Here is a 21,836-nt window from a genome sequence, read left to right as displayed (position 1 = left end):
GGGTGTCGGGCACGCGCCACGGACGCACAAGCGTCTGAACGCGGCCGAACGATCATTTTCTGCTGCCGGGAGGGCGAGAGCGACTGATCCCGCCGATCCCATGAGGGGCGCACGAAGGATCAAGGGGGCGCACGGCCTAACCCGTAGGTGACGGGTCTTCCAATTCCACCTCGAGAACGGCGACCCCGGCCTCTCCCGCCATGGCGAGGACGACCGTGTTGGTGGATTCACCAGAGGGATACGCGGACAGCGTGTGCACAGGGCTTCCCGTGGCCAACTGCAGAATGCAGCGCGATGTGGTCGCCACTTCCCAGAACCGGATCGTGCCGTCCCGGGAGGAACTGGCGACGAAGGGACGAGGGACATCGGATGTTGTCGTCCAGGTGGTGATGGCCTCGACGGCATCCGTGTGCCCGTGGAGGGGCTCGCCGATGGGCTCGAGGGCGGAAAGGTCCCACAGGCGCACGGTGCCGTCATCTCCACCACTGGCAAGGAAAGGGGGCGACGGGGAGGGGCCCGCGTTGATGGCCACGGCGTTGATGATTCCCTGCGAACAGTAGAAAACGTGCCTGGGCGCCGTGTCTGTGGTGTCCCACAAGCGCACGGCCCCGTCAGCGCTACCAGAAGCGAACCAGTCTGCGCCGACTCCGTCGGACGCCGCGGCCACCGTTCGGACTGTGTAGGGATGTCGCCACAGCTGGAGCGATCGTCCTCCGTCCAGGTCCCACAGCCGGACTGTGAAGTCGTCGCTGCTGATGACCACCCGTCGGCCACCGCAGGCCACTGTTGAGGCAAGGGCCCGTATCGGCCGGGAGTGTCCCCGGAGAGGGGGGCCGACAGCGGTGCCGGGCACCGGGTCCCAGGAACGGATGCTGTGGTCGGAAGCCGACCAGAGGAGCAGATGCCGGCCTTGGTCCCCCTGTGCCCAGGAGAGGGCGGAGGAGGGACGCTGCGAGTCGTCGTCGAACGTGCCGGTGCTCGACCCGCTGAGAGTGTTCCAGACCCGGGCCTGTGAGGTGGCGTAACTGACCGCCAGTTGCGGTCCGGCAACGGAGTCCGCAGTGATCGCCGCAGCTACGACGGCGGGGGTTGTGGCGCTGCCCCGAATCGCACGGTGAATGGCCCCTGTGTCCCACAGCCGAACGGTGTTGTCCCGGGCCGTGGAGGCGAGCCGGTCGGTACCGTCGGCCGAGAACGAGCGCAGGGCGGTCACTGTGTCCGTGTGCCCGGTGAGCCGACCGGTCCGCCTTCTGGCGCCCATGTCCCACAGGTCGATCGTTGATCCTGAGCCTGCTGCGGCGAGTAGGTCCAGGCCGTCGACGTGGAGCGCCACCAGGGCGGTGACAGGCTCTCCCTCCCCCGGGAAGGTGGCCCGGGCCCCTGAGGTGGTGTCCCACAGCGTGATGGAGCCATCACTGTGACCGGTGGCGACCCAGCCGGGCACTGTGGTGTCGGTCAGGGACCTGACGGGAGCGCCGACGGGGTACTCGCGCAGTAATCGATGGTCTGCGCCGTCCCAGACGCTCAGTGTGTGGCCGACACCGACCAGCAGCTGCCGTCCCCCGGGGCCGACAGCCAGGGTCAGCGCGAATGCGGCTCGTTCCAACGGGTGAGGGCGCAGGGTGGCCAGGTGGTGTTCCTCCGAGTGATCGCGCCAGAGTTTCACCGCGCCGTCCCCGTTGATCGCTGCGACGGTCAATGTCCCCGCGTCGTCGTGGTATCCGGTGACGGCAGAGGTCCAGGTGCGCTCCCCGAACGTCCTGTGGTCGAGCAGCGTTCCCCGGGTCGTGTCCCAGACACGGACCGTGCCGTCGGTGCTGCCCGAGACGAGCGCTCCACCGCCGGAGGAGTACGCCGCGAAGAACAGGCACCGTACGTCGCCGTCGTGTGCGGGAATCCGGTCCCCGACGGGTGCGCCGGTAACCGGGTCGATCAGCTCGATGCTGCCCGCCTCATTGCCCACGGCCAGCAGTTCGGCGCCGCCAGGTCCTTCGGCCGTGGCCAGCGACAGACTGCGACGGCTGAGCGTCGCGAGCACATTGGACGGGGGTGTCCATTGTGACCACAGGACACTCAGTCGGGAGCCGGCGAATTCCGCGGCCTCCCGGGGGAGACGCTGACGAGGAACACCGGGAAACCGCAACGCCGTGTAGGCGAGATGCAGACTGGTGCACCGGGAGGCGAGATCCGCGTCCTGGACGTAGGGCTCGACAGCAGCCCATGCGGTGAGCCACGCACGGTCCGCGTGAAGCGCGTGCGGGAGGCTGAGAAGTCCCCGGACCCCGTCGCCGATGGCCCACGGCAGCAGACCGGGTGGCACGTGGCTGTCGTCCAGTGCCCCACCGAGCGCGGCATGGTGAGCCAAATAGCGGCTCAGATAGGGGTGGGGAACACTCACCGCATCAGGACTGACCAGACGCGCCAGTGCGGCCGCGATGCGCGCATGCGCCTGCTGCTCGGCGGCACGGAGGTCCCTCTGCCGGTCATCCGAATTCATCCAAGGCCCTCCTCGTCTCCTCGGGCCACCGGCGCAGCATGACTCCGAGTTGCTCGTGCGCGGGCCGATACACGATGTGGTCGTCCTCGATGTCGTGCGTGAGGTACCCAGCGAGCCGGCTTCCCAGGAGCCGCCGGATCTTGTCGTCGGCGTGAGCGAGGCGGGCCTGCAGCAGCTCGGAGGCCACGGCCGGCCACACCTGGGCCCAGGGAATCCCCCGGCCCAGTCCGAACGCGGTGGCGCGTAGCAGCGCGAGTGCCTCCTCCCTGTTCAGTCCCTCATCGGTGACCTGGTCGAGGTCCTGCTCGAACAGGCCCGCCGTGCCCCGGTCAAGCTGTGAGAGCCAGCGCGGGTCGCTGAGCAGCGTGGCTCCGTCGGCGCGGCGAAGTTGTTCGGAGGCCAAGCGCGCGTCGAGGAAGGACCGGCCCACGTGACGCGCCACGCGCTCCGCTGCCGAGGTGACCACAGTCGGGTCGTCGCACCAAGCCGCCCCGGCCAACAGGGCGGCGACGTAAGCGGCGATGTCTGCCTGCGTTCCCTCGCCATCCGTACGCACCACCCGCGCTGCGGGAAAGACGTCCAGGAGTTCCCGCAACAGCCCTCGCACGCCGGTGGCGGCGGCCGCTTCCGGGGTGCCTGGGCTGGAACTGCGGACTCCGATCACCAGGCGCAGACCCCGGTGAGCGGGGGGCCTTACGGACGCCGGAGTGCCGGCGGCCTGCGCAGGAATGGAGATCCTGCTCGCGGTGTCAGGCTCACCGGCGTAGGCAGCGAGAGGCGCGAGAACATCTCGGACGCAGGCGACAGCGTCCGGGGATTCGTCGAGGCCATCGACGACCACCGTGACCGTGTCTTCCCGGGAAGTCGTGAAGAACGTGCGCAGTCCTTCTTGCCATTGGCGCAGGGCATCTGTCGCAGGTTGGGAGCGGTCCTGCTCACAGCCCAGTCGGCTACCGATGGCTTCGATCAGACTCAGCGGTCGGCGGTTCCGGGCGGACACCGCTACGTGGATGGATCCCTCGTCCGGAACGCTGTCCGCCGGTGCCCTGCTCACTGCCTCCGCGTAGCGGGGGGACGCTCGGAAGGCGGAATCGCTGAGGGTCACCGCCCGGGCCAGTACCGCGGATTTCCCGCTTGCGGCGGTGCCCGTCACGATGAGGACGCTGGCAGGACCGGTGACGAAGCTCGTCAGTTCGCGGTTGAGTTCCTGGCGGCCGGAGAAGTACCAGCCGGGATCGTCGCTGCTGGACCGGCCGCTGGCACGGTCCAGCCAGTACTCCAGTTCCTCGGGCGTGGCCGCGACCTCCTCCCGGGCTCGGGTGACCACCTGTGGCTTGGGTCGGTAGCCGGGGTTGGGCAGAGTGGGGATCGGGGCGCCGAGCTTGCCCTGGAGGACCGTTCGAGGACCCGCGAGTGAGAGGCCCCGTTCTTCGTTGAGCCGCTCCGTGGCCTGCTCCAGGGCCTGGATGAACTCGGAGATCGACAAGTGCGGACGGGCGATCCCGGCCGCTTCCTGAAGCCACTCGAAGGCCCTGCGCAGGACGACGGCGAACTCGCGGCCCAGTACCGGGGAACGGGTCGCTGTCGTCGCCACCACGTTCAGCGTCCTCCCCGGCGTCCCGGGCCGGGCGAGGTCACGGGCCAGGGCCCTCAGCTCCGCGTCGATGCCTTCCGCCTCACAAGCGTTGACGATCACCAGTACATGACGGGCTCGCGAGTCGAGAGCGGCGATGACGACCTCGTTCGTCGGCATGCCCGTCGCCAGCAGCCGATCGGTATCAGTGCTTGGCAGGAGCAAGAAGTGCCTGGTGGACGTCCCGACGGCGCCGTGTGACGTGATGTACAGGACCAGCGGCTCGTCTTCCGCCGCCTCCCGGATGCCGGAGGTGTACAGGAAGCGCTCCACGTCGTGACGTTCTTCCGGCGCGCGCAGGACGGTCTGTACGAACCCTCCCCCCGGGGCCGGCCCGGGTTCCCACCATGCGGTCACGATCGACAGCTGTTCCTCGATGGCCTTGGTGAACTCGGGGTCCTCGTCCTCCACTGTCACGATGACCAGTGAGCCGGCGGCCGGCGCCGCGCCCTCCGCACCCCTTGACGGGTTGGTTTGCTCGACTAAGCCAAACTCCCCGTGCTCCCCCCGCATGTTCTCTATTGTTCACAGCCATGCATCGCCACGGGTCAGAATCCGCGAAGTCCTCCGCCGGCGCAGCGGCTGTGACTGCTGACATTACCCAGGACGCTGTCGTCATCGTCCCGGGCATCATGGGTAGTGAGCTCTACGACACCGTCGCCCGGAAGACCATCTGGGGCCTGTCCGGTGTGTCATGGCTCCTGAGGGCTTGGACCCGCCCCGGAGGGCTCGAGCCGCTGCGCCTGACTCCGGAGGAACTGGAAGGCAAGACCACCCGGGTCGAGGCGACTCAGCTGATGCGCCACTCGTCCTGGACTCCGTACCTCCAGGGATTCGAGCCTTATACCAACCTGATCAGCACTGTCCGCGACTGCGTCGCCGATCCTGCCGCGATCCTGGAGTTCGCCTACGACTGGCGCCTGCCCGTCGCCGTGAACGGCCGCCTCTTGGCCGAGGCCGCCCGCCGCCACCTGACCACCTGGCGCCTCCATTCCGCACATGACGAGGCCCGGCGCAGCCGTGTCGACGAGCGGCCGGCACGCCTCGTCTTCGTGGCCCACTCCATGGGGGGTCTAGTTGCCAGGGCGGCCCTTGACGCCGCGTACGACAGTGACCTGGCCGACGACACCCGCGCCGTCCTCACCCTTGGCACGCCCTTCTACGGCGCGGTGAAGGCGACCGCGATCCTCAGCACCGGCCGCGGCGCCCCAGTCCCGCTCCCGCACCGGCAACTGCAGTCCATCTCAGCAACGATGCCCGGCCTTCATGACCTCCTGCCGCAGTACGCCTGCCTCATCGAGGGAAACAACGTCCGTCGCCTCACCCCTGACGACGTGACAAGCATCGGCGGTAACGCCGAACTCGCACAGGCGGCGGATACCTTCCACGCGAAGCAAGTCCACGTCAGCCTGCCCGGGCACTGGGCCGTGGCCGGCACCAACCAGGCCACCATGCAGAGTCTCACCATCCGTGACGGCGTCGCCCACCCGCATCACCATGGTGTTCGCCAGCACAGCAGTGGCGACTTCATTCGCGACCAGCGTGGCAGCCTGAGGTTTTATGACGTCAAAGGCGACGGAACCGTCTACAAGGATTCCGCGGCTGTAGGACCCGCTGTCACACCACTTCCGCTGCAGCATGGAGCCGTTGCCTCCGATCGCGTCGCGCTCAAGGCTGTCGCGGAGATACTGCGGGACGACGAACACCTCGGCCCGCCCCAGGGCGCGCCCGGCTGCGGGCTGGACGTCCCCGATCTGGTGGAAGTGGGAACTCCTTGGAACATCACGCTCGGCGGTGTGGGTTCCTTGGCAGGGCTCCGGTGCGAAATGGCCGACGTCGCGGGCCGGAACACGCAGGTCCTCAAATTGAACTGGGGCGACGGCCATATCAGGGCCAGGGCCACCGTCGGCGTTCCAGGCTTGTACCGTGTCGCGGTCCGCACCATTGACGGCCACGTCATCACCCAACTGGTACTGGCCAGTGAGCCGGGCGCCATGCGGGAAGTGGGATAGAAGCCCACGCTCAGTCGAGCGCGAAGACCGGTGGTGGCGTGGTTGTGCCACCGCCGACAGTGTGGCGGGTGGGGTGGGTGGGGGGCGTCGGTTTGTCAGGTCAGGGGGATCGGGCGGAAGCGGCCCGCGACTCGTAGGTCCGCCTCGATGTGGCTTGCCGTCTTCCCCAGGAGCGGGAGGACGTCCGTCACGCAGGCCGCTGCGGTGCGGCGGGCGGCGTGCATCGCGACGTTCACCGCGGCCACCACGCGGCCCGTGCGGTCGTGTACCGGGACCGCGATGGAGCGCAGGCCGGCCTCCAGTTCCTCGTCGACCAGGGCGTAGCCCTGCGAGCGTGTCTCCGGGAGGGAGAGCAGGACGCGGCCCAGTGCGGTCGCGTGGGCCGGGAGGCGGGTGCCGACGCTGATGCGGGCGCTCATCACGCGGCTGGTGGAAGCCCGGGCCGTGTACTGGATCTCCTCGCCCGAGTCGGACAGGACGGCCAGCGAGGCCGACTCGTGGACGCGGTCGGCGAGGGCGGTCAGGTGGGGCTGGGCGATCTGGGGGAGGGAGGTGCGGGAGAGGGGCGGGAAGCCGAGGGAGAGGACTCGGGGGGTGAGGGTGAAGGTCCGGTCGGGGGTGGCCGCCACCAGGCCCGCGTGCTCGTGGGTGATCAGGGCCCGGCGTGCCGTTGCCCGGGCGAGGCCCGTCGCCTTCGCGACGTCCGTGAGGGTCAGTGCCGGGTGGTCCTCGCCGAAGGCGGTCAGTACGGTCAGGCCGCGGGCCAGGGATTCGACGAAGTCCCGGCCCAGTTCGTGCTTCGACGCGGCCGTCCAGGTGGCGAGGCCGGAGCGGGGGGTGCCCGGCTCCGGTGGTGGGGCGGTGCGCAGGTCGTTCTCCATCGACCGCACCGTTGAGTGGAGGCGGGGGAGGAGGGTCGTTCGCAGGTCCTCGGCCGTGTGGCGGCTGGTGTGGCTCACCACGCTCGCCACGCACGCGATCCGGCCGGTGCCCGGGTCCCGTACGGGGGCCGAGACCGCGACCAGACCCGGTTCGATCAGCTGGTCGTCGAGGGAGTAGCCGTCGGTCGCCGCGGCTGCCGTGCGGTCTTCGAAGTCCTCGTCCCGGGCCTGGGTGGTGTGGTCGCGTGGGGGTACGGCGGGGAAGGTGCGGTCCTCGGGGTCTGCCGCCCGGCGGTCGTGCCAGTGGCGCCAGTCGGCCGGTGTCCACTCCGTGGCGAACAGCGGGCCCGGCGCGGTGCGTTCGGCGGGGAGGAGGTCGCCGATGCGGAAGCTCAGGGACATGGCGCGTCGGCGGGTGGCCTGGTGGATGAATCGGATGCCGTCGCGGTCGCCGACCGCCAGGGAGACCGACTCGTCCAGCTCGTCGGCCAGGGCGTCGGCACGGGAGGCGAGGAGGGCGGGGAGGCGGAGGGCGGCGAGGTAGGCGTTGCCCAGTTCCGTCAGGTGGGGGGCGAGGGTCACGTCGCGGCCGTCCAGGCGGACGTAGCCCATGCGGGCGAGGGTCGCTGTGATGCGGTCGATCGTGGAGCGGGCCAGTCCGGTGGCCTTCTCCAGGCCGCTGAGGCTGAGGGTGCCGCCGTCCGCCTCGGTCAGCCGCCGCAGTACGGCGATTCCGCGCAGTAGCGGGGTCACGGCCTCGGACGGTGCCACGGGTTCGCTACGTGTCACCGTTTCGGCCGGTGCCATGGCTTCGCTACGTGTCACCGTTTCGGCCGGTGCCACTGCCTCGGCCGGTGGGACCGCCTTCCGTGTACCGGGGGTGTGGGGCGTACCGGTGCCCGGTGTGGCGGCGGCCCCTGCGTGGGCGGCGTCGTTCGTGGGGTTGGCGGGCATCGGCTCTCCGGTACGGCGGTCGCGGCAGGCCTACCGTAATCCCGGGCGAGCAGGAGGGCGGACGGCCGGTCGGGCGGTGCGGCGGTCCCGTCGGCTGCCGGTCCGGTCGTCATGCGGTCACCTGCGGGTGACCCGTACCTGGTGGTCCCCCTTCAGGTCCGCGCCCGACACCGCGATCGTGATGCCCCGGCGCGGGTCCTTGAAGGTCTCGCCGGGTGTGAAGGCGGCGTCCGAGAGTTCGGCGTGGATGTTCGGGCTGCGGGTGCAGCCGCCGCTGTCCCGGCGGGAGTCGAACACGGTCACCGGGCCCATTCCCGTGTCCACGTCCGCGTCGATCCGGTAGACCAGTACGCCCGGCCGGCACACCACCTCGTCGTTGCCCTCGCGCGTGCGCAGTTCGACCGCGTAGCCGGACGTGCCGTCCAGGGGGACGACCACCAGTTTGTCGCCGCCCTTGCGGGCCAGCGGTGTCAGTGTGTACTCCGTCGTCCCGGGCGCCGACGCGCAGTGCACCTGGGAGTGGTCCAGCCAGCCCAGCTTCCACTTGTGCCAGCCGATGAGGTCGTTGTTGGCGCCCCAGTCCTCGCTCATGATGTCCCAGTGGCCGACGGCCCCTCCGCCCTCCTGGGTGTAGAGGTCCGGCAGTCCGAAGACGTGGCCGTTCTCGTGGGGGAGGACGCGGTAGCCGGTCTCGTCGTAGGAGCCGGAGCCGTCGTCCTGGCGGGAGTAGACGAAGGACGCGTTGGCCACCGGGACGCCGTCGGCGACCGGGGCCTCGGTGTTGCCGGCGAAGGTGACGGACAGGACCGTGTCCAGGGCGGAGGGGCCCGCGTTCGGTGTGACCAGCACGTTCATGAGGTCGTACGACCGGAAGTCCACCTTCGCGTCGGCCGCCGCCACCAGGTCCTGGACCAGGCTCCGGTAGCCGGGGTCGAAGGGGGCGCCGCGCTCTATGCCGTACTCGGCGAACGGCTTCGGCATGCGCAGCCAGTCGGGGATCGGGATTTCGGGACGGTAGTCGAGGCGGCCGTAGGAGCTGGTGCGGAACCACTCCTCGGTCTTCGGGAAGAACTCGGCGTAACGGTCGAGCGCCTTGCCCTCGCCGGGCGCGTCCGAGAAGTCGATCATCAGGGTCAGGGCGCGGACGGTGCCGGTGGAGCGGGCGTAGCCGGCGGAGGTCGGGACGCCCTCGGACATCTGGATCTCGGGGCCGCCGCTGATCAGGCAGGGGCCGTGTGCGGAGGAGCGGGAGAGGGCGGCCGGGCCGGGGCCCGACGCCGTGGTGCTGGGCGTGAGCCGGCCGGTGCCCGCCGAGGTGCTGACCGCGAAGGTCACGACGGTGACGGTCGCGATCGCGGCCAGCCGGCGCGGGCGTATCCGGCGGCTCGGCGGCTGCGCCTGCGACTGCGGCTGCATGCAGACCTCCCGGACCACGGCAGCCACCGGACACCGGCTGCACCCTTGCGATCACCCTGTGCCGAGGGGTGGGCGGACGCGCGCTGGAAAGGCCGATCGTGGGTTTCCCGCCGGTAGCCGCCGACCGGGGGACGACGCGGACGGGCAGGAGGGGAGCGGGTGTGATGCAGGTCACGGTGAATGTCTGCGGGTGCGGGAAATAGCCGGGGATCGTTTCCCCGTTTAGCCCTGTGTCCGAGCGAAGCGGGGACTTCCTCCCCGGATCGCCAACCCAGTCGTCCGAGGAGTACGCCGTGCAGACCGCGCCCCCCGAACAGCACAAGGCGGCCCGGCCCCGCGCCGACGCCCTGCGCAATCGGGAGCGGATCGTCGCCGCCGCCCGGGAGATGTTCGTCGAGCACGGCCCCGATGTGCCGCTCGACGACGTCGCCCGCCGGGCCGGCGTCGGCAACGCCACGGTGTACCGCAACTTCCCCGACCGCGACGCCCTCGTCCGCGAGGTCGTCTGCTCGGTCATGGGCCGTACGGCACGGGCGGCCGAGCTCGCTCTCGCGGAGACCGGCGACGCCTTCGAGGCGCTGGAGCGCTTCGTGCACGTCTCCGCCGACGAGCGGATCAGTGCCCTGTGCCCCATGGTCTCCAGCACGTTCGACCAGCACCACCCCGACCTCGAAGCAGCGCGCGAACGGGTCGAGCGGCTCGTCGCCGAGGTCATGGACCGGGCGAAGGCGGCCGGTCAGCTCCGTACCGACGTGGGCGTGAGCGATCTGATGATCGCCGCGGCCCAGCTGAGCCGGCCCCCGGCCGGTACGGGGTGCCTGAGCGCCGACCGGTTCGTCCACCGCCATCTGCAGCTGTTCCTGGACGGGCTGCGGGCTCCCGCCCGCTCGACCCTGCCGGGTGCGGCCGTGAGCCTGGAGGACCTGCGCCGGCCCTGCGACCAGTAGTTCTGTGACCAGCAGTTCCGCGACCAGTAGTGACCAGTAGTTCCGTGATCAGTAGTGACCAGCAGCTCCGTGATCAGTAGTGGCCAGTAGTTCTGTGATCCGTAGTGACCCAGTAGTTCTGTGACCCCGACCCTCCGACACGACGCCTGACCGTCTGAACAGCGGACGGCGGCTCCGGTGGCCCATGGCCCGGTGGCCGTCGCCCGTAGGCGAGTCGTCCCTTTACTCACCTTTTTCCGTCACGAAGTCCCGAAGTGGGTACCCCCATGTCTGAAGCAGCCGTCAAGGCTCCCGGCGCTGCCGGCGCCCCCGGCGTCCCTGACGCCGGACGCTGGAAAGCGCTCGTCTTCATCGCGCTCGCCCAGCTGATGGTCGTCCTCGACGCCACCATCGTGAACATCGCCCTGCCCTCCGCCCAGCAGGACCTCGGCATCTCCGACGGCAACCGGCAGTGGGTCGTCACGGCCTACGCCCTCGCCTTCGGCGGTCTGCTGCTGTTCGGTGGCCGGATAGCCGACCTGTGGGGCCGCAAGCGCACCTTCGTCGTGGGCCTGGCCGGCTTCGCCGTCGCCTCGGCGCTCGGCGGCGCGGCCACCAACGAGGCGATGATGTTCGGCTCCCGCGCCCTCCAGGGCGTCTTCGGCGCGCTGCTCGCGCCCGCCGCGCTCTCCCTGCTCGCCGTGATGTTCACGGACGCCAAGGAGCGCGCCAAGGCCTTCGGCATCTACGGGGCGATCGCCGGTGGCGGCGGCGCCGTGGGTCTGATCCTCGGCGGTTTCCTCACCGAGTACCTGAACTGGCGCTGGACGTTCTTCGTCAACATCCCGTTCGCGGTCGTCGCCGCGGCCGGCGCGTACCTCGTCATCCGTGAGCCGCAGGGCGGCCGCAACCGCTCGCCGCTCGACATCCCCGGCGTCATCCTGTCCACCCTCGGCCTCGTCGCCCTCGTCTACGGCTTCACCCGTGCCGAGTCGGAGGGCTGGAGCGACGCGGTGACGGTCGGCATGTTCGTCGGTTCCGCCGTGCTGCTCCTCGCCTTCGTGCTCGTCGAGTCGAAGGTCAAGGCCCCGCTGCTGCCGCTGCGCGTGATCACGGAGCGGAACCGGGGCGGGATCTACCTCTCGCTGGGCCTGGCGATCATCGCGATGTTCGGCCTGTTCCTCTTCCTGACCTACTACCTGCAGATCGTGAAGGACTACTCGCCGGTGAAGACCGGCTTCGCCTTCCTGCCGATGATCGCGGGCATGATCACGGGCTCCACGCAGATCGGCACCCGTCTGATGACCCGGGTCGCGCCCCGGCTGCTGATGGGCCCCGGCTTCCTGGTCGCCGCCCTCGGCATGCTGCTGCTGACCCAGCTGGCCATCGACACCTCCTACACCGCCGTGCTGCTGCCCGGCATGCTCCTGCTCGGCCTCGGCATGGGTACGGCGTTCATGCCGGCCATGTCCCTGGCCACCATGGGCGTGGAGCCCCGGGACTCCGGTGTCGCCTCCGCGATGGTCAACACCTCGCAGCAGGTGGGCGGCGCGATCGGTACGGCGCTGCTGAACACCATCGCCGCCTCGGCCACCACGTCCTACGTCGCCGACCACATCGGCGGCGCGGCCTCCCGCTCCCAGCAGCAGCTGGTCCATCTGGAGGGTCAGGTGGAGGGTTACGCCAGCGCCATCTGGTTCGCCGTCGGCATCCTGGTCGCGGCGGCCGTGATCGCCCTGACCTTCGTCAACGCGGGCCGTCCGGGCGGCACCGCCGTCACGGGGGCGGGTTCCGGTTCGGGTGACGCGGCCGAGGACGAGCTGCCGGTGCCGGTCATCGCCCACTGACGACGACACCGGACGCTTTCACCCTCTCGGGTTCTGCCTCCTCGGGTTTCTCTGTTCCATCCGTGCTCGGGGGGAGGGGACGCCCCTCGCGCACGGCTCCCACGGACCTGCCCCGGCTGCCCCGGCCGCGTGCTCAGCGCAGCCAGGGCAGGTCCGCACCCGCTTCGCTCGGCTGAAGTCCCTCGGCGACGATCCGCATGATCTCGCCGAGGGACTCCTGCTGTTCGGGGCTGAGCCGGTCGAAGACGGCCTGGCGTACGGCGTTCACATGGCCCGGCGCGGTCCGGCGCAGCACCTCGTACCCCTCGTCCGTGAGGATGGCGAACTGACCCCGCTTGTCGGAGGGGCAGTCCTCCCGGCGTACCCAGCCGTTCTTCTCCAGGCGGGCGACCGCGTGCGAGAGCCGGGAACGCGTGATCTTCGCGTACCGGGCCAGCTCGGTCATCCGCAGCCGTCGGCGCGGTGACTCGGCGAGTTTGACCAGCAGGCCGTAGTAGACGTGCGGCATGCCCGCGTCGCGCTGGAGCTGCCGGTCGAGGTGGTCCTCGAGGAGGGTGGCGGCCACGATGTAGGAGCGCCAGACGCGCTGTTCCTCCGCGGTGAGCCAGCGGGGCTCGTCGTCGGGGGCCGGGGTGGGTGCCGTATTCATGTATCCATCGTACGGAACCACTTCTTGAACTTTAAACAAAGTGGGCGTAGATTCGCGGAAGGGAGATGTTGAGAGTTCAAGTACTGGGAGTCGTGCTCATGTCCGCAGTCACTCGGGGGCGCATGCCCGCCCTCTACCTCAGCCACGGTGCCCCGCCGCTCGCCGACGACCCCGTCTGGCCCGGCGAACTCGCCGCGTGGGCCGCCGCCCTCCCGCGCCCAAAGGCCGTCCTCGTCGTCTCCGCCCACTGGGAGGAGGCCCCGCTCGCCCTCGGCGCCACCCGGACCGTCCCCCTGGTCTACGACTTCTGGGGCTTCCCGGAGCACTACTACCAGGTGCGCTACGAGGCCCCCGGCGCCCCCGCGCTCGCCGAGTCCGTACGCAAGCTGCTGCGCGCCCCCGGTACGCCCGTGCAGGACGTCCCCGACCGCGGACTCGACCACGGCGCGTACGTACCGCTCGTCGAGATGTACCCCGGTGCCGACATACCGGTCCTCCAGGTCTCCATGCCAACCCTCGACCCGGCACGGCTCATGGGGATCGGCCGCAGGCTCGCGCCGCTGCGTGACGAGGGCGTGCTGATCATCGGCTCCGGCTTCTTCACCCACAACCTCGCCGCGCTGCGCCAGGCCGGCGTCCCCTCCTGGTCCGCGGAGTTCGACGACTGGGGGCGGCGCGCGCTGGAGGCCGGTGACGTGGACGGGCTGCTCGACTTCGCCCGCAAGTCCCCGGCGGGCCTGCTCGCCCACCCGCGCACGGAGCACTTCGCCCCGCTGTTCGTGACGATGGGGGCGGCGGACGCGGCCGGCGAGCTGGACCTGCGCAAGTCCGTGATCGACGGGTTCTGGATGGGGCTGGCCAAGCGGTCGGTGCAGTTCGGCTGACCGCCGGGGTGCGGCGGCGCGGGGGCTGTCGGGGCGAGACGCGCGGGGGACAGGGCGACAGGGCGGCAGGGCTACCGGGGCGGAACGCGCGCGAGCCGCCGGAGGGGAATGCGCGAGGGCCTGGTTGCGCTGTCCGGACAGCGCAACCAGGCCCTCGGGTGCGCCGTCCGGACGGCGTACCTGGAGCGGCTTCTCGTACCAGGCCACGTCCCGGTACCGGCCGAACTTGCGGCCCACCTCGCGGTATGTGCCGTGCCGACGTACCGGAAGCCGAAGCGCTCGCGCGGGCGGGTGGAGGCATCGTCCGGCTGGGTGATGCCCGCGTACGCGCGGTGCGGGTCCTCGGCCGTCAGGGCCTCGAGAGGGCCGTGCGGAGCAGCGTGCCGACGCCCCGGCAGCCGGCGAGCGGGGCGTCGGCGAGCGGGGCGACGGCGAGCGGGGCGACGGGTGTCGTGGACGGTGGTCGCCGCCGAGTTCCCGTACACGGGCTTCGCGCGATGAGGGCTGGATGCGGCGTAGCCCAGAATCTCCTGTGAGTCCGCGTCCGCGGCAACCCTCGGCCGGTGCGGGCCGTCTTCAGGGTGGGAGGGCAGCCAAGGGCGGCGCTCCTCCGGGGTGAAGGGCACGGTGTCGAACGTGATGGGCGTCTCACGTACGTAGTGGTTGCAGAGGTCGGTGAGGGCCTTGAGGTCGCCCTCGATTCCCGGTCTGACCTGGACCTCTGCGCGTGCCGACGGCATCGCTCCCCCTCGTGTGGCGGCACAGGGTACTGCATGATCAGAAAAATCGGGGGGCGGGTTGGGAATTCTGTCCGGATTCCAGTCGTTGTTTCCATCGGATGCAGGGCACCCGAGGAGAGTCCCGAGAGGGACCGGACACGACGAGATCCGAGACCGGAGACGACCCACACATGGTGCCGAGCACCCGCAGGACCACCCGGACCACCCGCTGAACCACCATCGCAAGGGAGCACGCATGGCAACCCGTGCCGTCGCCCGTCGTAAGTCCGCCACCGGCGGGACCTCCGACGCGGCAACCAGCGTCCGCGCAGCCGGCGGCGAGCTCGCCGACCGCGATCTGGTCGGCATGTACCTCGACGAGATCGCACGGACCCCGCTGCTCGACGCCGCCAAGGAGGTCGAGCTGTCCCAGACCATCGAGGCGGGTGTGTTCGCGCGGCAGGTACTCGAAGGCTACGAGGAGACCGGGGCGGACGCCACCCGGGAGGAGCTCCAGGCCCTGATCGAGGAGAGCGAGCGGGCGAAGGACGTCTTCATCCGTTCCAACCTCCGTCTGGTCGTCGCGGTCGCCCGTCGCTACCCGCGCAGCGGTCTGCCGCTCCTCGACCTGATCCAGGAGGGCAACGCCGGCCTGGTCCGCGCGGTCGAGAAGTTCGACTACCGCAAGGGCTTCAAGTTCTCGACGTACGCCACGTGGTGGATCCGTCAGGCCATCACCCGCTCCATCGCCGACCAGTCGCGCACCATCCGGCTGCCCGTCCACCTGGTGGAGGAGCTGGGCCGGATCCGGCGTGTGCAGCGTGAGTTCAACCGCGAGCACGGCCGTGAGCCGGAGCCCGCCGAGATCGCCGCCGAGCTCGGTTCCACGCCGGAGCGTGTCACCGACGTACTCGACTGGGCCCGCGACCCCGTCTCGCTGAACATGTCGGTGGACGACGAGGGCGAGACCCAGTTCGGCGACCTGCTGGAGGACACGTCCGCCGTGTCGCCCGAGCAGTCGGTGATGACGCTGCTGCGCAGCGAGGAGCTCGACGACCTCATCGGCCGCCTCGACCCGCGCACGGCCTCCATCATCAAGATGCGGTACGGCATCGACGACGGCCGCGAGCGTACGCTGACCGAGGTCGGCAAGGAGCACGGCCTCACGCGTGAGCGCATCCGGCAGATCGAGAAGCACGCGCTGCTGGAGCTGAAGAAGCTGGCCCGTGACACCGGTTTCGAGGCGGCGGCGTAAAGCGGTCGTGAGGTGGCAGGCGGCATGCGGCATGCGGCAGGGGCATCGGAACCTGCGGCGGGACGCGGAGACGCGGAGGCGCGATGTGTGGAGGCGTGATGCGCGGGGCGTGAAGCTCCCCGTGGGGCGTACGCCGGTGACCGAACCCCGCGCAAACATGGCTGTGTAACGCTGCTTCAACCGGCTGTGGCCGGGAACAAGAACTCCGGGCCCACCGGTCCCCAGCCGTCCGGGCCCGGGACCACCGGTCCCGAACGTGCTTGTCCGCCCCTTTGGACCACGTCCCGACGCACTCCCCCCGGCGCCGGGACCTCCCCGAGCCGGGCTCGGCGCCTCTCCCCCCGGGGCGCCGGGCCCGGCTCCCTTCTGTCGGGAAGGCGCGGGCCGGCCGCAGGCCGGAACAGACGCGGGAGGCGGGGCACCCCGAACCTGAACCCCGGGGTGACCCGCCGAATGGCAGATTCTGCCACAGCGGCATAATCTGCCGAAGTGAGCAGCACCATCCCCGCATTTCCCGCCCCCGGCCCGGGGCCGGTCTCCCTGACCGAACGGCGCAAGGCCGAGACCCGGATGGAGATCGCCCGTGCGGCGGCCCGCCTCTTCGCCGGCCAGGGCCTGAGGGCCACCCGGGCCGAGGACATCGCCAGGGCGGCCGGCGTCGCCCCGCGCACCTTCTACCGCTACTTCGCGACGAAGGAAGAGGCCGTCGCCCCGCTCTACGCCCTGGGTGCCGAGCGCTGGGCGCAGGCGGTGCGCGATGCCCCGGCCGGGCTGTCCCCGGCCGAGGCCCTGGAACACGCCGTGCGGCACACGCTGACACCGGGCGCCGGGGTCTCGGCGCTGTCCTGGGAATGGGCCCGCACCCTCGTCCGCCTGGCCGAGAGCAGTCCGGCGCTGCGCAAGGTGTGGGCGGAGGTCTGCCAGGCGACGGAACGGGGGCTTGCGGAGGTGCTGGCCACGCGGATCGCCCGGGGGGACGACAACGTTGCCGCGCGGCTGCGGGCATCGCCCGAACTGCACTTCGGGGCCGCTGCGGCGGGGGCGGCGTTGCGGGTGGCGGTGGAGCGCTGGGCGGTCTCCTCCGATGCGGCGCCGAGTCCCGTGGAGTTGGCGCTGCGGAATCTCGCGGTGCTCCGGGGGATCGCGTGGGAGTGCTGTCCCACGCGGTAGGGGGAGTGTGGGCGGCACGCGGTGGAAGGGCAGGGCAGGGGCACGGCAGGGGCACGGCAGAGCAGCAGGGGCCGTGGGCGTGGCGGGACGGCGCGGGGTGAGGCAGAGGCGGGGTGGCGCGGGGCGGGACGGCGGCGGGGTGCGCGGCGGTGGTGCCGGTGGGTGGTACCGGTGGTGCCGGTGGGTGGTACCGGTGGTGCCGTTCCCCCTCCGTCATCCGGTCCTTTCGTCCCCTGCCGCCCTCACCAGCCTCGTCCCCAACGCCCGTACGCACTCCACCAGTTCCGCCGGCTCCCGTACCCGGAAGTCCACCCCCAGCATCGCGAGCCGTACCGCCATCCACTCCACCGAGTCGGACACGGTCGCCCGCAGGACGCACGAGGCACCGCCGTCCGCCGCCTCCGGCGCCCCGAGCCACTGCGGGAGCCGTGCCGCGACGGCCTGGGGCGGCGCGTCGAAGGCGACCACGATCTCGTACGAGTCCCCGCGCCGCTGCATCGAGCGCCGCAGGTACTCCGCCGCGCTCCCGGTCGGCAACTCCCGCGGGGTGAACCGCGCACCCGTGGCCAGGGGTTCGCTGACCCGGTCGACGCGGAAGGTCCGCCAGTCGTCCCGGTCGAGGTCGTAGGCGACCAGGTACCAGCGGCGTCCCGTCGACACCAGCCGGTACGGCTCGGTCACGCGCCGCGACCCGGTGCCGTCCCCCGCGCGGTAGGCGAACCGCAGCCGTTCCCGTCCGGCCACCGTCGAGGCCATCACGGTCAGCGTCTCGGGCGCGATGCTCGGTCCGTCCCCGCTGGTCAGCGGTGTCGTCGCGGCCTGGAGTGTGGCGACGCGGTGGCGGAGGCGGCCCGGCAGCACCTGCTCCAGTTTGGCCAGCGCCCGCACCGACGCCTCGTCCACACCCTCCACCGCGTGACCGGCGCCGGCGCGCAGCCCCACCGCGATGGCCACCGCCTCCTCGTCGTCGAGGACGAGCGGCGGCATGGCCTTGCCGGCCACCAGCCGGTAGCCGCCGTCGGCTCCCATGGTCGCCTGCACCGGGTAGCCCAGCTCGCGCAGCCGGTCGATGTCCCGCCGGACCGTGCGGCGGGAGACCCCGAGCCGGTCGGCGAGCTCGCCGCCGGGCCATTCGCGGGGCGTCTGGAGCAGGGAGAGGAGCGTCAGCAGCCGGGCCGGAGTGTCCGTCGTCATGGATCCGAGGATGCCGCACATGTAGGACGTGATCCGTCCTACTGGGCCCATAGTTTCCTCCCATGACCTCAACGCACACCCCGGGGCCCGCGCCCGCCCAGCCCGTCGAGGGCGACCGGCGTCGCTGGTTCGCCCTCGCGATCGTGATGACCGCGGCCTTCATGGACCTCGTCGACGTCACCATCGTCAACATCGCGATCCCGTCGATCCGGCAGGACGAGGGCGCCTCCTTCAGCCAGATCCAGTGGATCACCGCCGGTTACGCGCTCGCCTTCGCCGCCGGTCTGATCACCGGCGGGCGGCTCGGCGACATCCACGGCCGCAAGCGGGTCTTCCTCATCGGCATAGGCGGCTTCACCGTCGCGTCCGCGCTGTGCGGCCTCGCCGTGAACCCGGAGATGCTCGTCGCCTCCCGCATCCTCCAGGGCGCCATGGCGGCGCTGATGGTGCCGCAGGTGCTGTCGATCGTGCACGCCACCTTCCCGGCGCACGAACGCGGCAAGGTGTTCGGACTGTTCGGCGCGATCGTCGGACTGGGGGCCGTCTCCGGTCCGCTGCTCGGCGCCCTGCTCACCGAGTGGAACCTGTTCGGGCTGGAGTGGCGGCCCATCTTCCTCATCAACCTGCCGGTCGGCATCGCGGGACTCGTCCTCGGCAGCCGCTTCATCACCGAGTCCAAGGCGCCGCGCGCCCTCAAGCTGGACCTGGTCGGGGTCGCCCTGGTCACCCTCGGTCTGCTCATGCTCGTCTACCCGCTGACCCGGGGCCGCGAGCTGGACTGGCCGCTGTGGGGGTACCTGTCGATGGCCGGCGCGTTCGTGGTCCTCGCGGTGCTGGTGGCGTACGAGAGGCGGAAGAGCGTGCGGGACGGCTCGCCGCTGGTCGAGCTGTCGCTGTTCAGGGTGAAGAGCTTCGCGGCGGGCATCGCCGTGCAGACCGTCTTCGGGGTGGCGCTGGGCATCTTCTTCCTGGTGTGGACGCTGTACATGCAGGACGGACTCGGCTGGACCCCGCTGCGGGCCGGGCTGACCGGCGTGCCGTTCTCGATCGCCGTCTCCGTGGCGGCCGGCGTGTCGGTGCAGAAGCTGGTCCCGCGCTTCGGACGCAAGGTGCTCCAGGCGGGCGCGCTGGTGATGGCGGCCGGAGTACTGCTCTACATCTGGGAGTCCGAGCGGTACGGACTCGGCATCACGTCCTGGCAGATGGCGTTGCCGCTCGTCGTGATGGGCCTCGGCATGGGGCTGATCGTCGCGCCGCTGACGGACGCCGTGCTGTCCCAGGTGCCGCGCGAGCACGCCGGGGCGGCGTCCGGACTCATCAACACCGTGCAGCAGATGGGCAACGCGCTGGGGCTCGGCCTGGTCTCCGTCGTCTTCTTCGGCACGATGGGCGACCATCCGGCCCCGTCCCGCATCGGCCCGGAGTACGCGGACGGCTTCCAGAACGCGCTGGGCTGGGTGGCAGCCGTGCTGGCCGTCATCTTCCTGCTGATGTTCGCACTGCCCAAGCGGCCGGCGCAGCACGTGGAAGGCGCCCAGGAGGCCGAGGGGGCGGAGGGGAAGGAGCCCGCGCTGGTCTGACCCGCCGCGCTCCACTCCACTCCACCCTCTCCACCCTCTCCTCTCCACCCTCTCCACTCCGCTCCGGGAGCGGGCAGACGGGCAGACAGACAGGCGGGGAGACGGGCAGACGGGCAGGCAGACAGACAGGCGGGGAGACGGGGAGTCGGGGCGGAGTACGGAGTACGGAGTGGGGAGTGGGGAGTGGGGAGTGGGGAGGGGCGGGGCCGGTACTTCGGTGCCGGGCCCGCCCCTCTTCGCGTCCGGTCCGGCAAGACCGAGCCGTGATGCCCGTTCATGTCTGAGTGAGTCCGACTGCTTCTGGTTTCTTGTTTACATTCCGGAAAACCGGGCGTAGTCTCCGCCTGAAACCACAGGTTCGGGCACAGGTCGGAGGCGAACGGGCATGTACGCACCGGAGCGGCAGCAGGAGATCCTCCGGCTCGCCCGGGACGGCGGCCGGGTGGACGTGATGTCGCTGGCGGAGGAGTTCCAGGTGACGGCGGAGACCATCCGCCGCGACCTCAAGGCGCTCGACCGAGCCGGTCTGCTCCGCCGGGTGCACGGTGGCGCGATCCCCGCCGACCGGCTCGGCTTCGAACCCGACCTCGCCGAGCGCGAGTCCACGGCGGCCGACGAGAAGGACCGGATCGCCAAGGCGGCCCTGGCGGAACTGCCGGCCGAGGGCACGATGATCCTCGACGCCGGTTCCACAGTGGCCCGCATGGCCGCCGCGCTCCCGCCGGAGTCCTCGCTGACCGTCGTCACCCACAGCCTGCCCATCGCGGCCCGCCTCGCCGACCACCCCGGCATCCAGCTCCACCTGGTCGGAGGGCGCGTGCGGCACCGTACACGCGCTGCCGTGGACGCCTGGGCGCTGCGCGCGTACGGCGAGATCCGCGCCGACGTGCTGCTGGTGGCGGCCAACGGCTTCTCCGTGGAGCACGGTCTGACCACCCCCGACCTCGCCGAGGCCGCCGTCAAGCGGGCCGCCGTCGCCGCCGCCCGGCGCGTGGTGCTGCTCGCCGACTCCTCCAAGCACGGCCAGGAGCACTTCGCCCGCTTCGGCACCCTGAGCGACGTGGACCTGCTGATCACCGACAGCGGGATGAGCCCCGAAGACGCCGCCGCCATCGAGCGCGCCGGCACGGAAGTAGTACGCGCATGATCCTCACCGTCACCCCCAACCCGTCCCTGGACCGGACCTACGAGGTTCCCTCCCTCGACCGAGGTGAGGTCGTCCGCGCCACGGGCGAGCGCGTGGACCCGGGCGGCAAGGGCGTGAACGTCTCGCGCGCGGTGACGGCGGCCGGCCGGCGCACCGTCGCCGTGCTGCCGCTCGGCGGCGCGCCGGGCGCACTCGTCGCCGACCTGCTCGACGCACAGGGCATCGAGGTCGCACCGGTGCCGATCGCCGGCGCCACCCGCTCCAACATCGCGCTCGCCGAGGCCGACGGCATCCTGACGAAGATCAACGCGCCGGGTCCCGAACTGTCGGCGGCCGAGCAGGAACTGCTCCTGGAGACCGTACGGCGCCAGTCGCCCGGCGCGGACTGGATCGCCTGCTGCGGCAGCCTGCCCCGCGGACTCGCCCCCTCCTGGTACGCGGCACTGGTCGCCCGGGCGCACGCGGCCGGTGTCCGCATCGCCCTGGACACCTCCGGACCGGCGCTGCTCCAGGCGCTGCGTGAGGGGCCCGACGTGGTCAAGCCGAACGCCGAGGAGCTCGCGGAGGCCGTCGGGCGTCCCCTGGCCACCGTCGGCGACGCCGTGAAGGCCGCCGAGGAACTGCGGGAGCTGGGCGCCCGGTCCGTGCTCGCCAGCCTGGGTGCCGACGGGCAGCTGCTCGTGGCCGACGAGGGCACCTGGTTCGGCAGCGCCCACGTGGACGCCGTACGCAGCAACGTCGGCGCCGGTGACTCCTCCCTCGCCGGGTTCCTCGTCGCCGGGGGCGCGGGGCCGGGCGCCCTCGCCGCCGCCGTCGCGCACGGCGCCGCCGCCGTCCAGCTGCCCGGCAGCGTGATGCCGACGCCGGCCGACCTGGACCCGGGCGCGGTGACGGTCACGGCGGAGGTGCCGGTGGACCGCGTACTGAAGGAGCCGGCGTCATGACCCTCCACCGCGCCCTTCCCGGTCCTTTCCCCGGCCCGCTGCCCCGCCTTCTTCCCGGCCCGGTCTCCGGCTTCCTTCCGGACCCCATCCCCGGCCCCATCCCCGGCTCTGTCCCCGGTCCTTTGCCC

The 21,836-nt window shown here is 71.1% G+C and carries 15 protein-coding genes and 1 pseudogene; 9 read left to right on the top strand and 7 right to left on the bottom strand.

The window, feature by feature from the left end; translation table 11 throughout:
* Positions 1-136: 136 nt before the first annotated feature.
* Entirely contained in the window at positions 137-2,497 is a 2,361-nt protein-coding gene (locus ACP4J0_RS01025) for a hypothetical protein (RefSeq protein ID WP_426596671.1), read from the bottom strand.
* Entirely contained in the window at positions 2,484-4,643 is a 2,160-nt protein-coding gene (locus tag ACP4J0_RS01020) for a hypothetical protein (RefSeq protein ID WP_426596670.1), read from the bottom strand. Before ACP4J0_RS01020 ends, ACP4J0_RS01025 begins: the two co-directional genes overlap by 14 nt.
* A 20-nt stretch (positions 4,644-4,663) precedes the next feature.
* On the opposite strand from ACP4J0_RS01020, the gene ACP4J0_RS01015 reads away from it, so the two are divergent.
* A complete protein-coding gene (locus tag ACP4J0_RS01015; RefSeq protein ID WP_426596669.1) occupies positions 4,664-6,142 on the top strand; it encodes an esterase/lipase family protein in 1,479 nt (492 codons plus the stop codon).
* 95 nt (positions 6,143-6,237) lie between these two features.
* Here the strand turns inward: ACP4J0_RS01015 and ACP4J0_RS01010 are convergent, their stop codons facing one another.
* Together ACP4J0_RS01010 and ACP4J0_RS01005 are read right to left on the bottom strand one after the other, a co-directional pair.
* Complete coding sequence (locus ACP4J0_RS01010; protein ID WP_426596668.1) at positions 6,238-7,830, bottom strand: IclR family transcriptional regulator domain-containing protein; 1,593 nt, start codon at positions 7,828-7,830, stop codon at positions 6,238-6,240.
* 264 nt (positions 7,831-8,094) lie between these two features.
* Entirely contained in the window at positions 8,095-9,393 is a 1,299-nt protein-coding gene (locus tag ACP4J0_RS01005; protein ID WP_426596667.1) for a M6 family metalloprotease domain-containing protein, read from the bottom strand.
* A 293-nt stretch (positions 9,394-9,686) separates the two neighbouring features.
* On the opposite strand from ACP4J0_RS01005, the gene ACP4J0_RS01000 reads away from it, so the two are divergent.
* A complete protein-coding gene (locus ACP4J0_RS01000; RefSeq protein WP_426596666.1) occupies positions 9,687-10,340 on the top strand; it encodes a TetR/AcrR family transcriptional regulator in 654 nt (217 codons plus the stop codon).
* Positions 10,341-10,606: 266 nt separating this feature from the next.
* Positions 10,607-12,166, top strand: a complete 1,560-nt coding sequence (locus tag ACP4J0_RS00995) for an MFS transporter (RefSeq protein ID WP_426596665.1) — start codon at positions 10,607-10,609, stop codon at positions 12,164-12,166.
* A gap of 133 nt (positions 12,167-12,299) precedes the next feature.
* On the opposite strand, the gene ACP4J0_RS00990 is transcribed toward ACP4J0_RS00995, so the two are convergent.
* A complete protein-coding gene (locus ACP4J0_RS00990; RefSeq protein WP_426596664.1) occupies positions 12,300-12,815 on the bottom strand; it encodes a MarR family winged helix-turn-helix transcriptional regulator in 516 nt (171 codons plus the stop codon).
* A gap of 98 nt (positions 12,816-12,913) precedes the next feature.
* Here ACP4J0_RS00990 and ACP4J0_RS00985 point away from each other — a divergent pair, with 98 nt between their 5' ends.
* Positions 12,914-13,699, top strand: a complete 786-nt coding sequence (locus ACP4J0_RS00985; RefSeq protein ID WP_426596663.1) for a dioxygenase — start codon at positions 12,914-12,916, stop codon at positions 13,697-13,699.
* Positions 13,700-13,882: 183 nt separating this feature from the next.
* On the opposite strand, the pseudogene ACP4J0_RS00980 reads toward ACP4J0_RS00985, so the two are convergent.
* Positions 13,883-14,439: pseudogene (locus ACP4J0_RS00980) on the bottom strand (N-acetyltransferase family protein); the annotation flags it as partial.
* 235 nt (positions 14,440-14,674) lie between these two features.
* Here ACP4J0_RS00980 and ACP4J0_RS00975 point away from each other — a divergent pair.
* On the top strand, positions 14,675-15,673 hold the full coding sequence (locus ACP4J0_RS00975) for a sigma-70 family RNA polymerase sigma factor (protein ID WP_426525766.1): 999 nt from the start codon (positions 14,675-14,677) through the stop codon (positions 15,671-15,673).
* A gap of 489 nt (positions 15,674-16,162) precedes the next feature.
* Complete coding sequence (locus tag ACP4J0_RS00970; RefSeq protein WP_426596662.1) at positions 16,163-16,843, top strand: TetR/AcrR family transcriptional regulator; 681 nt, start codon at positions 16,163-16,165, stop codon at positions 16,841-16,843.
* 213 nt (positions 16,844-17,056) lie between these two features.
* Here the strand turns inward: ACP4J0_RS00970 and ACP4J0_RS00965 are convergent, their stop codons facing one another.
* The gene (locus ACP4J0_RS00965; RefSeq protein ID WP_426596661.1) at positions 17,057-18,037 is read right to left on the bottom strand and encodes a helix-turn-helix transcriptional regulator; all 981 of its coding nucleotides are present in this window, start codon (positions 18,035-18,037) and stop codon (positions 17,057-17,059) included.
* 62 nt (positions 18,038-18,099) lie between these two features.
* On the opposite strand from ACP4J0_RS00965, the gene ACP4J0_RS00960 reads away from it, so the two are divergent.
* From ACP4J0_RS00960 to pfkB, 3 genes are all read left to right on the top strand, one after another.
* On the top strand, positions 18,100-19,617 hold the full coding sequence (locus tag ACP4J0_RS00960) for an MFS transporter (protein WP_426596660.1): 1,518 nt from the start codon (positions 18,100-18,102) through the stop codon (positions 19,615-19,617).
* Positions 19,618-20,002: 385 nt separating this feature from the next.
* The gene (locus ACP4J0_RS00955) at positions 20,003-20,764 is read left to right on the top strand and encodes a DeoR/GlpR family DNA-binding transcription regulator (protein ID WP_426596659.1); all 762 of its coding nucleotides are present in this window, start codon (positions 20,003-20,005) and stop codon (positions 20,762-20,764) included.
* The gene (gene pfkB, locus ACP4J0_RS00950) at positions 20,761-21,708 is read left to right on the top strand and encodes a 1-phosphofructokinase (protein WP_426596658.1); all 948 of its coding nucleotides are present in this window, start codon (positions 20,761-20,763) and stop codon (positions 21,706-21,708) included. Before ACP4J0_RS00955 ends, pfkB begins: the two co-directional genes overlap by 4 nt.
* The last annotated feature ends 128 nt before the right edge of the window (positions 21,709-21,836 follow it).

Origin of the sequence: Streptomyces sp. WG7 (assembly GCF_049975785.1) — a bacterium.
Lineage (GTDB): Bacteria > Actinomycetota > Actinomycetes > Streptomycetales > Streptomycetaceae > Streptomyces.
The sequence above is the reverse complement of the archived record's forward strand: the minus strand, read 5'-3'. Positions and strand labels throughout refer to the sequence as shown.